The sequence below is a fragment of the Streptosporangium sp. H13245 genome, from assembly GCF_055690525.1.
Map to the genome: position 1 here is coordinate 643656 of NZ_JBSZKT010000001.1, position 11122 is coordinate 654777.

Genomic DNA, 11122 nt, shown 5'->3' on the forward strand with positions numbered 1-11122 from the left:
AAAGGAGGCCGGGATGAGATTCGTCGTACTTCCGGACAGCTCGGAGGCGGACAGGATCAGAGAGATCCTTCCCGCCGCACTCGGCGAGAAAGTTCTGACGCATCGTTCCGGCCGCCCCTGGCTGCTGGGCCAGTGGTCCGGCTCCGACATCGTCCAGGCGGAGTCGGCTCACGCCAGAGTCGCCCTCCTGGGCACCATGGCCATCACCGAGGCCACGCTGGCCGAACGGCTCCGCAAGGTCCGTTCCGTGCGTGACCTCGACTCCCTGGCCCGCTCGATCCCCGGGTCGTTCCACCTGATCGGCTCCGTGAACGGCACGGTGAGAGCCCAGGGAACCATCTCGACAGCCCGGCAGATCTTCTACGGCACGGTCATGGGTATCACCGTCGCCGCGGATCGCCCGCAGAGCCTGGCCGAGCTCACCGGGGCCGGGATCGACGAGGAACGGCTCGCGCTTCACCTGCTCACCCCGTTCGGAGCCCCCTGGCCGCTGAACGAGGTGAGCATGTGGAAGGGCATTCGCGCTCTGACGCCCGGACACTATCTGGAGATCTCCGGCAATGGCGCCGGACGCAAGATGAGCTGGTGGACGCCCCCGGAGCCCGAGGTCTCCCTCGCCGATGGCGCGGCCCTGGTCCGCGACGCCCTGGAGGGCGCGATCGCTGCCAGGAGCCGGGGGACCGGTGTCCTCAGCTCGGACTTCTCCGGCGGAATGGACTCCACCAGCCTGTGCTTCCTGGCCGCCGGTCAGAGCAGCGAGCTGGTGACCGTTCACTACGAGGGCTCGGGCAGCCTGAACGACGACAAGCTCTGGGCCGACCGCTGCAAGGACGACCTTCCGAACGCCCGGCATCTGACCGTGCCGCGCGGCACGGGCCCCGCCGTGTACTCCCTATTGTCCGAAACCCGTCTCGACCTTGAGGGGCCCGCTCCCCTGGCCCGCCCCCGCGCGCGCATCGAGCACGTGCTGCGGCTGGCCGCCGAGGCGGGTTCCACCCGACACATGCAGGGAACGGGTGGTGACGAGCTGTTCTTCGCCACCACCACCTGCCTGAACAGCTTGTCACGACAACATCCGCGACGGTCCATCCCACACATCAGGGCCGCCGCGTCACGATATCGATGGAACCTGGCCACCACGGTGCGCCAGATGTCCACCATCAAGCCTTACCCCCGCTGGTTGGCCCAGGGCACCGACAGGCTTACCGACCAGCGGGTGTGGGGATATGAGACCGGATGGGAACCAGCCCTCCGCATGCCGCCCTGGGCGACCGAGGAAGCCGTCAGGACCGTGCGGAGGCTGATCCACGAGGCGGCGGCCGAGGGTCCCGAGCCGTTCTCCCCCCTGCCGGCCCAGCACGAGATGGTTCGCGCCATCCAGGCGAACGGCTGGATCATACGGGGGCTCTCCCGGGTCGCGGAGCAGTTCGGCCTCCTGCTGGAGGCTCCGTACACCGACGACCGCGTTCTCGAAGCCGCGCTCTCGGTCCGTCTCGAAGACCGCGTCTCGCCCACCCATACGAAACCCGTCCTCGCCGCCGCGATGAGAGGGCTGGTTCCCCACGTCCTCGACCGCCAGACCAAGGCCGACGGAAGCACCGACTTCTACGAGGGGCTGCGCAAGCACCGGCAGGAACTCTGGGCCCTGTGCGAGGACTCGCACCTGGCCCGGATGGGGCTCATCGACCCCGAGGCGATCCGCCCGGTTCTCTTCGGACAGCACGCGGACGCGCGGCCTTTCATGCCGTTCGACTCCACCCTGGGCGTCGAACTCTGGCTTCGATCCACGGCCAATCGTGAAGGAGCGACCTGATGGCCTGGCACCTGCCCGCACACGTGACGTTCACCGAGACCGACACCGGGGCCGTCCTCCTGGACAACCGCCGCGGCAAATACTGGCAGACCAACGACACGGCGGCGATCGTGCTGAAGTCCCTCCTGCGAGGAGAGGACCTCGAACCGGCGATCGCGGCGCTGCGTGAACAGTATCCGGACGCGGCCGAACGGGTTGTCACCGACGTCCAGCACATGATCGAGAACCTGGCCGCGGCCAAGCTGGTGATCCCGTGAGCCCCAAGATGGTGGCGCTCCAGAGCGCCACCGCTCCCTCCTGGCGCCTGCGCCCCGTCGTGCTGGCCGCGATCGCCCTGGCCTGGCTGCTGGCTCGTTGCGCCCCCTACAGGTTGCGCGCCGTGCTCCAGTTCGTGAGCAAGGGCGCCAGGGCGGCGACGGCTGAGGAGGCCGAGCACGCCCGGAACGCGATCGTGGGCCTGAGCGTCCGGCACGGCGGCCCACGCTGCCTCGAACGTTCCATCGCGATCGCCCTCATGTGCCGCCTGTCCGGCAGCTGGCCGGACTGGTGCACCGGAGTGAGCACCCACCCCTTCGAAGCCCACGCGTGGGTCGAGGCGGAGGGTGAGGCCATCGGCGAGAACCCCGACGAAATCATTCACTTCTTCATCACGATGAAAGTGACGGTCCGCCCATGACTGTGCAGCAGACCTCCGCGGAACAACGGCTGTCGCCCGCCGTGAGCCTGGCGCGGGTACGCCACGTCTACGGCGCGAAGGAGAACACCGTCACCGCGTTGAACGACGTGAGCTGGGACTTCACCCCCGGCACCTTCACCGCGGTGATGGGTCCCTCCGGGTCAGGCAAGACGACCCTGCTGCAGTGCGCGGCGGGACTCCTCGAACCCACCGCCGGCTCGGTCCTCCTCGGCGACCACCGGCTCAACGGGATGCCGGAGAAGAAGCTCGCGATGATCCGCCGCGACATGGTCGGCTTCGTCTTCCAGGCCTTCAACCTGATGCCGGCGCTCACCGCCGCCGAGAACATCACCCTTCCCCTCCGGCTCGCCCGCCGTGCTCCGGACCGGACCTGGATGGACGAGCTCACCAAGCGCGCGGGCATCGCCGACCGCCTGAGCCACCGGCCGCACGAGCTGTCCGGCGGGCAGCAGCAGCGGGTGGCCATCTGCCGTGCCCTGATCACGAAGCCACGCGTCCTGTGCGCCGACGAACCGACCGGCGCCCTGGACAAGGCCTCCAGCAAAGCGGTGCTGTCGGTGCTGCGGGACGCCGTCGACGATCTCGGCCAGACCGTGATCATGGTGACCCACGATCCGGTCGCCGCGGCCCACGCCGACCAGGTGCTCTTCCTCGTGGACGGAAGCATCGTCGACGTCATGGTGGCGCCCACTCCCGAGCGAGTGGGCGCCACCATGACACGTCTGGCGGGTGAGGACTGATGCTGTCCATCGCGTGGCACACGCTGCGGCGCCAGCCGGGCGTGCTGCTCGGGGCGTTCCTGATGATCGCCATCGGATCCAGCCTGATCAACGCGTTCGCCGTCATCCAGCACTCGGCGACCAACGCGGAAGCGCCGGTCGAACGATACTCGGCCGTCCCCGTCGTGGCGGGAGGCGCCCCGGGGCTGTTCACCCCGGACGCGGTCGAGCGGGTCCGGTCGCTTCCCGCGGTTCAGGAGGCCGTACCGGAGCTGACGTTCATCGCGATCGTGCTGGACGGGCAGGGGCGGCCGGTGATCTCGCCCACGAAGATCGTGCAGTTCGGTCACGCCTCGGCGAGCGCGAAGCTCACCCCCTTCGCCCTCCGCGAGGGACGGTGGCCCACCGGTCAGGACGAGGTGGTGCTGGACCGGGAGCTGGCCGAGGCCGCCGGTGTACCGCTCGGCGGGCAGGTGCGGGTGCTCGTGGCCGGTGCGAGCCGTGCCTACCGGCTCGCCGGAACAGCCGAGCCGGGTGCCTCCGCCGGCTCCCTGACCTACCAGCGCGCGCTCTTCTTCACCGACGAGCACGCCGCCGAACTGGCCGGGCGCGGCGCCGGGCGGGTGGACGCACTGGGGATCTTCGTCGACGCCGGGGCCAGCCCCTCGGCCGTCGCGGCGGAGGTCCATTCCCTGCTGGGCCGGACGATCCAGGGTGACTCTCCGGGACCGGCGGGGCTGCCGACGTTGAGCGTGGCCGCGGGTGCCGGCCGCGGCGGGCTGGAGGACAGCCTCCCCGACGACCGGGCGACCGGTCAGACCATGGGCATGCTCACCGCGATAGTCGCCCTCATGGCCATCACCGTGATCAGCGGCGCGCTGATCACATCGATCCGCCGCCGTGCCAAGCAGTTCGCCCTGCTCAGGGCGGTCGGCGCCGTTCCCGGTCAGATCAGGCTGCTCTGCCACACCGAGGCGCTGATCCTCGCGCTGGCGGGCGGGGTCGCCGGAGGCGTCCTGGGGCTGGGGGTGGCCGAGCTGCTCGTCGTCGTCCTGCGCTCCAGGGAGATCTTCAACCCGGCCTTCCGGGTGATCTACAGCGCGCAGCCGATCGTCCTCGCCCTCTTCGTCACCGTTCTGGCCGGCCAGGTGGCCGCCTGGCTGACCGCGCGCGCCGCGTTGAGGATCAGGCCCGCGGAGGCGCTGACCGACTCCACCTCGGTGGCCGAGGGCACCGGGAAGAGCACGTTCAAAATCGTGGCGGGCGTCCTGGCGCTGGCCGGTGCGGGCACCGTCCAGGTCCTCGGCATGGCCGGTCTGATGCCTCCCGCCCTTCGCGGCGTCTACGGCGTACTGGCGAGCGGGCTGGTCATGGTCGGCATCGGGTTCGTCGGCTCCTGGGTCGTCTACGGGCTGACCCGTGTCAGCCGCGCCCCCGTCGCCGCGCTCTCCTCGGTCAGCGGCTACCTGGCCGCCGCCAACGTACGGTTCCAGCACCGCCGGTACGCGGGGGTGGTGGCACCGCTCGCCGTGGGAGTGGCGATCGCGGGGTGGGCTCTGAGCAGCCTCCCGCTCTACACGCTCAGCACGACGGACGACGCGGTGAACCGGATCGACGCGGACTACATCCTCAGGACGCCGCTGATCCGCGACGCCTACATCGGTCTCGGTGAGGGGACGCGGAAGGCCGTGTCGGAGGTTCCCGGCGTCACCGCCAGCGTCGGCCTGTGGGAGACCTGGGCGCAGGCCACCCCCCTGCGCGCGGGTACGGACAGGGGGAGCCAGGACTCCGCGGCCACCTACGCGACCGTGACCACGGGCGCGGCCGGTCAGCTGCTCGACCTCCAGGTGCAGCGGGGCGCGCTCTCCGACGAGGGAGCCGCGGTGGGAGCCACCTACGCGCAACAGCGTGGCATCTCGCTCGGAGACCGGGTGGAAGTGCGTGTCACGGGCGCGTCCGCCCCGGTCGTCCTGCCGGTCACGGCCATCTTCGGCCGGGACAAGGGCGGCCAGGAGGGCTTGGTGCTGCCCGGCGGCGCCCTCTCCGGTCAGGTGGCCGTACCCGCCTACAACCAGATCCTGGTGCGGGCCGGATCCGCCGCCGCCCCGGCGCTGCACGGCGTCGCCGGACAGAGCGGGCTGGTCAGGGTGGAGTCGACGGACGAGTTCCGTCAGCGGTACGTGGCGGAGCGCGCGGCCGGCACCTCCACCATCGGCATCCTCGCCGTGGTGCTGGTCGGCGGCTTCCTGCTGCTGGCCGCGGTCAGCGCGCTGGTGCTGAGCGCGATGGACCGCGCCGGAGAGTTCCACTCCTTCCGCCAGATCAACGCCGCTCCGCGGCAGATCACCCTGATGGTCGTCTGGGAGATGGTCCTGACGGTCGTCCCGGCCTGGCTGCTCGGCGTGGCGGCGACCGCGTGGATGGCCTTCCTCATGGCGGGCGGGAACGTCGCGGCGGCCGCGAGGGCGATGCCGATGGGCACCCTCGCGACCTTCGGGCTGGTCGGGCTGATCACCGCCGTCGCCGGTTGCCTGCTGGCCTCTCGCACGGCGATGAGAAGCCTCAACCGATTCGAGATGATCTGATGAACGCGACGACGAACGACACCCGGACACCCCCTCCGGCCTGGCGGCTCCTGGCCGGCCACAGCCGCCCGCACCGCGGGCCGCTCGTGGCGGGCGGCGCCCTGAACCTCGTGGGAACCGCGGCCGGGCTGGCCCAGCCGCTGGTCGCCAAACAGGTCATCGACTCGATCAACGCCGGCGGGATGTCGTGGAACCCGGTGCTGGCGCTCGTGGGACTCGTCTTCCTCAGCGCGCTCTCGGCCGCGTGGGGCACCTACCTGCTGGAACGAGTGGCCGCGAGTGTCGTGCGCCGGGCGCGCGGCAGGCTCATCACGAGGATCATGCGTCTACGGGTCGACGCGCTGGACCGTCCGGGCGACCTGATCTCCCGGGTGACCTCCGACACGACGCTGCTGAGCAGCGCCGCCTCGTCGGCCCTCGTGGAACCGCTCAGCGGCGTTCTCATGCTCGTCGGCGGAATCACGCTGATGGCCGTCCTCGACCTGCCGTTGCTCGTCATCACCGTGGGCACCCTGGTCCTCATCCTGGGAGTGGCCGGCCTGGCCATGCCCAGGATCTCCCGCGCCCAGCAGGGCGTGCAGGGGGCGGTCGGGGAGATCGCGGTGGCGCTGGAACGAGGGCTGGGCGCCTTCCGCACGGTGAAGGCGAGCGGCATGGAGGGGGCCGAGATCTCACGGCTGGACGCCTCCGTCGAGGAGGCGTGGAGGCACACCACCGGCGCGGCGAAGTGGGCCGCGCTCGCCAGGGTCTCCTCGGGGCTCTCCATTCAGGTGGCCTTCCTCCTCGTGCTCGGAGCCGGTGCCGCCCGGGTCGCCTCCGGCGATCTCGCCGTGTCCTCGCTGGTGGCGTTCCTGCTCTATCTGTTCAACATGGGCCAGCCGATCGCGACCCTCATGCAGAGCGCCACGGAGATACAGGTGGGCCTGGCCGCCGTCCGCCGCATGCGCGAGGTGGACGACCTGCCGATCGAGGCGGAGGAGGAGCCCTCGACGGCGGTCGAGAAGCCGATCTACCAGCAGGCCACGGCCGCCTTCCACAAGGTCTCCTTCGACTACGGCAAGGAGCCCGTCCTGCGGGAGATCACCTTCACCGTCACGGGCGGCGAGGTCACCGCGATCGTAGGCGAGTCCGGCGCCGGGAAGACCACCCTCTTCTCGCTGCTGGAACGCTTCTACGAGACGTCGTCGGGGATCATCACGATCGACGGGAAGGACATACGGCAGTGGCCGCTGGCCGAGCTGCGCCGCCAGATCGGCTACGTCGAGCAGGACGCCCCCGTTCTCGCCGGCACGCTCAGGGAGAACCTGTGCTACGCCGCGCAGGCGGTCTCTGAACAGGAGATCGAGGACGTGCTCGTCAGGACGAGGCTCACCGAGTTCGTCGCGAGCCTGCCCGACGGTCTCGACACGCGGGTCGGCCACCGGGGAACGACGATCTCCGGCGGTCAGCGTCAGCGGATAGCCATCGCGCGAGCCCTGCTGCGCCGCCCGCGGATACTCCTGATGGACGAGGCGACCTCGCAGCTCGACGCGGCCAACGAACTCGCGCTGCGGGAGACGATGGCCGCCGTGGTGGAGACGACCACGGTCGTCATGATCGCGCATCGGCTCTCCACCGTGGTGGGCGCCGACCACATCGTGGTCCTGGAGGGCGGGCGGGTACGAGCCAACGGAACCCACGAGGACCTGCTCACCAGGGACGGCCTCTACCGGGAACTCGTCGGCAGCCAGCTGCTGTCCGACCGGCGTGGCTGAGGGCCATCATGATCGAGAAGATATGCGCTCACCGCGCGTCGCGGACATGGGACCCGATCTCGGTGAGGCTCTACGGAACCCGTTACGACCGGATCCCCTTCGACGGGCTGATGGCGAAGTTCGCCGACCACTACCAGGCGCTCCTGCGGTCGGAGGCGGCGGCCTTCGAGAGTGTGCTCACGCGGGAGGCCTGGGACTCCCTGGCGGCGAACCTGATCGGCGACCTGGTCTCCGTCAGCCACCGGACGCTGATCTTCGAGCTGAACGCGGCACGGGCCGGCGGCCGGCTCGCCGGGGACACCCCCGAGGACAGGTACGACCACTACAGCGACCACCTGCTGGGTGACCCGTCGTACCTGGCCTCTCTCTTCGAGAAGTACCCCGTGCTCGGCCCGGCGCTGGTGCGCTGCGCCCAGAACTGGCTGACGAGCTCCCTGGAGCTGCTCTCACGGCTCGCCGCCGATCTCCCCCTGCTGCGGCGGCACGGGTGGGTGCCGGAGGGAGCGGTGGCCTGTTCGCTCCGCTCCGGCCTGGGTGACCCGCACAACGACGGCCGATCCGTCACGGAGGTGACCTTCCTCGGCGGGACCCGGGTCATCTACAAACCCCGGCCGCTCGACGCCGAGGACCTGTACGGCCAGGCCGTCGCGCTGCTCAACGACCTCAACGACGAGATCGGCCTGAAGGCGATGCGGGTCGTCAACCGGGGTTCGTACGGCTGGTGCGAGTTCGTCGGCCACGCTCCCGCGCCCGGCCCCGAGGGGATCGGCCGGTTCTACCGCCGGATCGGCTCCTGCGCCGCGCTGCTGACCTGCCTGGCCGCCTCCGACATGCACATGGAGAACCTCCGGGCCGCCGGTGAGTTCCCGATCCCCATCGACCTCGAAACCCTTCTCCAGCCCTCGCCCGCCTCCTCGGCCGACGTGGACTCCGCCGAGGACAGGGCCTTCGAGCTGCTCTCCGGAAGCGTCCTCGCGACCGCGTTGATCCCGGGGCGTCAGCTCCCCCTGGAAACCAGTGCGATAGGCGGCGGCCTGGACAGCCCGGGACGACTGAGAAAACTCGCCCTGGTCGCGCCGTTCACCGACGTGATGCGGACGGGACTGGTGCCCGCGACCCTGGAGAGGGCCGAGAACCTGCCCTTCCTCCGTCATGAGCGGATCAACCCGTCGGACCACGTCCCCGGCATCGTCGGGGGATTCCTGGACGCCTACGACACCATCACGGCGAACAAGCCGGTCTTCCACGAGCTGATCCGCCGGTTCTCCGACATCGAGATCCGCTACCTGACCCGGCCGACCGAGGTCTACGGCCTGCTGCTGGGCGAGCTCCGGCACCCGCGTCGTCTGCGCGGGACCCCCGAAACGGAGATGCTCTGGCCCGGGCTGACCGAGGCCGAGCGAGGCCAGTTACTGGCCGGGGACGTTCCCCGCTTCTTCACCAGGGCCTCGTCGACCTCGCTCCACTTCGGGGAGGACGGTGAGATCGGCGGCTTCTTCCGCGAGACGGGGCGCGAGGCGGCCGAGCGCCGGCTGCGGACGTTCGGCGCGGAGGACCGTGCCGTCCAGCTGGACATCCTGACGACCGCCCTCAGCACCCTGCCGCACTCCCCGCCCTCCCCCGTACGGGTGCCGGACCGGCGGAGGAGTCTCCGGGACGGCACCCGTGAGGTCATCGACGCGCTGGCCGACGAGGCGATCCTCGGAAAAACGGACTGCACCTGGATCGGCCTGGCCGGAAACAGCGTCGGCACCGAGCCACGCACCTACGGGGCACTCCCGACGCGGCTGTACGACGGGCTGTCCGGCATGGCCCTCATGTTCGGCTACGCGGCCAAGGTGTACGCGGACGAACGCTATCTCCAGCTGGCGTCACGAAGCATCCGGCCGGTTCTCTCCGGGCTTCGGGACGAACGGCGGGTCGGCGCCTACTCGGGAATGGCGGGAACGTTCTACGTCCTGGGCCACCTGGCCGCGCTGACCGCCGACGAGACCTACCTCGACGTCATCGATCGATGCGTCCCGTCCTTCGTCGGGAACCTGGGCGAGCCGCAGGAGCCCGGCCTGGTCTCCGGCCTGGCCGGGGCGGCCGTGGTGGCCTGTGACCTCTACGAGCGACACGGCCTCTCCGAGCTGAGGGCGGCGATCTCCCTCTGCGCCGAGCGGCTGACGAGCTCGTCGTGGGACGGCGCGGGCGACGGCTTCGCGCACGGGAGAGCCGGAATCGGGTGGGCGCTGCTCAGAGCGGGCCGGGTCCTGAAGGACGCCGAGGTCGAGGAGGCGGGGCTTCGAGCCCTGACCCCCGGCCGGGACGCGGCGACGCCTGAGCCGCATTGGTGCCGTGGCGCCGCGGGGGTGGGCATCTCGCGGCTGCTCGCCCACCGCCTGCGTCCCTCACCGGCCTTCGTCGAAGAGGTGGCCGGAGCCCTGCGGGTGATCACGGCGAACGGCTCACCCACCGGCCACGGCCTCTGCCACGGGGACCTCGGCGGCCTGGAGTTCCTCCGGCTCACCGCGGAACACCTCCCCCGGCTCGGGCGGGAGCCGTACCGGCGGATGAGGCGAGATCTCGTGGCGGGCGGCACCGTCGTCGCGCACGCGCGTGGCAGTCGTTTTCCTGGGCTGCTCAACGGAAGGGCCGGAGCCTGCCTGTCCCTGCTGGGGCTGGTGGCACCGGCGGAGGTGCCTTCCGTGCTCTGTCTGGAAGGACCACTCAGGACATGAAGGGATGATCATTATGGATGTCACCGAAGGCCGCCTGCGGCGCCGTGAACTGTTCGACGAGGACGCCGACGGCTACCGCTCGTCGCGGCCCGGCTACCCCGCCCGCGCCTACGAGCTTCTTGAGGAGATCGGCGCGCTGCGTCCCGGTGCCAGGGTTCTGGAGATCGGCGCCGGCAGCGGGCAGGCCACCCGGGAACTTCTGGACCGCGGCGCCGAGGTCTGTGCCGTGGAGCTGGGCGCCAACTTCGCGGCCCGGCTCCGCACCGAGTTCGGTGACCGGCCGCTGACCGTCGTCGAAGGCGACTTCGACTCCGTCGCGGAGCTCGCCGCGGACTTCGATCTCGTGGTGTGCGCCTCAAGCCTGCACTGGCTGGACAGGTCCACCGCGCCACGGAGGATCGCGCGGCTGCTCCGCCCCGCGGGCCGGCTGGCCGCGTGGTGGACCGTCTACGGGAACCCCGTGAAGCCCACCCCTTTCCGTACGGCGTTGAACGCTGTTCTCCAGCACCACCGTCCCGCCGGGACCCTGGGGGTTCCCGGGCCGTTCGACCGCGACGCCTGGGTCGGCGCGCTGGGCGCCGCCTCCTTCGGGGACATCCAGGTGAAGACCATCCAGTGGTCGATAACGATGTCCGCCCGGCAGCTTGTCCGGTTGTACTCCACCTTCGCCGCGGTCCGGGAGCTCCCCGAGCCGGTCCGGACCGCCCTTCTGCGTGACATCGAGGCCACGGCGGAGGCGCTCGGCGGCCAGGTGACAGAGCACTGCGTGACCGTCGTCTACCTGGCGCGGAAGAATTCGCCGAGCTGATGCGGGAGCGGGAAACCATGGAA

Annotated in this window: 8 protein-coding genes; all 8 read left to right on the forward strand. The window is 70.5% G+C overall.

The features are described 5' to 3' along the window. Positions 1–13 precede the first annotated feature (13 nt). The 8 genes from ACW9TB_RS03100 (at position 14) to ACW9TB_RS03135 (ending at position 11099) form a co-directional block, all read left to right on the forward strand. On the forward strand, positions 14–1813 hold the full coding sequence (locus ACW9TB_RS03100) for an asparagine synthase-related protein (RefSeq protein WP_472746360.1): 1800 nt from the start codon (positions 14–16) through the stop codon (positions 1811–1813). Continuing rightward, the gene (locus tag ACW9TB_RS03105; protein WP_472746361.1) at positions 1813–2070 is read left to right on the forward strand and encodes a lasso peptide biosynthesis PqqD family chaperone; all 258 of its coding nucleotides are present in this window, start codon (positions 1813–1815) and stop codon (positions 2068–2070) included. Before ACW9TB_RS03100 ends, ACW9TB_RS03105 begins: the two co-directional genes overlap by 1 nt. Beyond that, a complete protein-coding gene (locus ACW9TB_RS03110; RefSeq protein WP_472746362.1) occupies positions 2067–2489 on the forward strand; it encodes a lasso peptide biosynthesis B2 protein in 423 nt (140 codons plus the stop codon). The genes ACW9TB_RS03105 and ACW9TB_RS03110 overlap by 4 nt, the downstream gene beginning before the upstream one ends. Further along, entirely contained in the window at positions 2486–3250 is a 765-nt protein-coding gene (locus ACW9TB_RS03115) for an ABC transporter ATP-binding protein (RefSeq protein ID WP_472746363.1), read from the forward strand. Before ACW9TB_RS03110 ends, ACW9TB_RS03115 begins: the two co-directional genes overlap by 4 nt. After that, on the forward strand, positions 3250–5814 hold the full coding sequence (locus tag ACW9TB_RS03120; RefSeq protein ID WP_472746364.1) for an ABC transporter permease: 2565 nt from the start codon (positions 3250–3252) through the stop codon (positions 5812–5814). Before ACW9TB_RS03115 ends, ACW9TB_RS03120 begins: the two co-directional genes overlap by 1 nt. Beyond that, positions 5814–7568 (forward strand): ABC transporter ATP-binding protein, encoded by a 1755-nt coding sequence (locus ACW9TB_RS03125; protein ID WP_472746365.1) that lies wholly within the window; start codon positions 5814–5816, stop codon positions 7566–7568. The genes ACW9TB_RS03120 and ACW9TB_RS03125 overlap by 1 nt, the downstream gene beginning before the upstream one ends. 62 nt (positions 7569–7630) lie before the next feature. Beyond that, complete coding sequence (lanM, locus tag ACW9TB_RS03130) at positions 7631–10291, forward strand: type 2 lanthipeptide synthetase LanM (protein WP_472746366.1); 2661 nt, start codon at positions 7631–7633, stop codon at positions 10289–10291. 13 nt (positions 10292–10304) lie between these two features. After that, on the forward strand, positions 10305–11099 hold the full coding sequence (locus tag ACW9TB_RS03135; RefSeq protein ID WP_472746367.1) for a class I SAM-dependent methyltransferase: 795 nt from the start codon (positions 10305–10307) through the stop codon (positions 11097–11099). Positions 11100–11122: the final 23 nt, after the last annotated feature.

Excerpts from the sequence above, each read along its gene's own strand:
- ACW9TB_RS03100 (WP_472746360.1), top strand. The coding sequence starts at position 14 with ATGAGATTCGTCGTACTTCCGGACAGCTCGGAGGCGGACAGGATCAGA.
- ACW9TB_RS03120 (WP_472746364.1), top strand. The coding sequence starts at position 3,250 with ATGCTGTCCATCGCGTGGCACACGCTGCGGCGCCAGCCGGGCGTGCTG.
- ACW9TB_RS03115 (WP_472746363.1), top strand. The coding sequence starts at position 2,486 with ATGACTGTGCAGCAGACCTCCGCGGAACAACGGCTGTCGCCCGCCGTG.
- ACW9TB_RS03135 (WP_472746367.1), top strand. The coding sequence starts at position 10,305 with ATGGATGTCACCGAAGGCCGCCTGCGGCGCCGTGAACTGTTCGACGAG.
- ACW9TB_RS03105 (WP_472746361.1), top strand. The coding sequence starts at position 1,813 with ATGGCCTGGCACCTGCCCGCACACGTGACGTTCACCGAGACCGACACC.
- ACW9TB_RS03125 (WP_472746365.1), top strand. The coding sequence starts at position 5,814 with ATGAACGCGACGACGAACGACACCCGGACACCCCCTCCGGCCTGGCGG.